The organism is Rhodosalinus sp. FB01 (assembly GCF_041365715.1).
Classification (GTDB): Bacteria; Pseudomonadota; Alphaproteobacteria; order Rhodobacterales; family Rhodobacteraceae; genus Rhodosalinus.
In genome coordinates, this window is the sequence record NZ_JBGFSH010000050.1 from 1 (window position 1) to 566 (window position 566).

At 68.6% G+C, this 566-nt stretch carries 1 protein-coding gene and 1 pseudogene; both read left to right on the forward strand.

The features are described from left to right. Nucleotides 1-240, forward strand: a pseudogene (locus AB6A65_RS16495) (phage portal protein); the annotation flags it as partial. Between the two features lie 4 nt (nucleotides 241-244). Beyond that, on the forward strand, nucleotides 245-566 hold a 322-nt coding region (locus AB6A65_RS16500; RefSeq protein ID WP_371039481.1), incomplete at its 3' end, for a head maturation protease, ClpP-related.

Sequence of the window (566 nt, forward strand, 5' to 3'; positions counted from 1 at the left end):
ATGGAGGCCGGCATCACCTCGCGGCGCAAGGTGGTCGAGGCCACTGGCTACGATGTCGAGGAAGTGGATCGCGAGAACGCCACCGACACCGCTCGTGCCGAGGCGCTCGGCCTGCGCTACCGCACCAGCCCGGGTGAAACGCAGGGCGCGCGGGCCACGCCATCACGGCGGCCGGAGCCCGGTGCCGGAGGCACAGATGACGGCGACGACGAGACCGCCGAGGACATCGAACAGGAGTAAACCGATGAACAGCTGGTACACGATCCGCGCCCGGGACGGCGGCGCGGAGGTGCTGATCTATGACGAGATCGGCGCCTATGGCGTCTCGGCCAAAGGCTTCCTGGCCGAGCTTGGCGCGCTGCCGGATGAGGCCGCGATCGACCTGCGGCTCAACAGCCCCGGCGGCTCGGTCTTCGATGCGGTCGCGATCCACAATGCGCTCGGCCGCCACGCCGGCACGGTCACGGTCTGGATCGACGGCATCGCCGCCTCGGCCGCTTCCTACATCGCGATGGCGGGCGACGAGATCGTCATGCCGGAAAACGCCTTCCTGATGATCCACGATC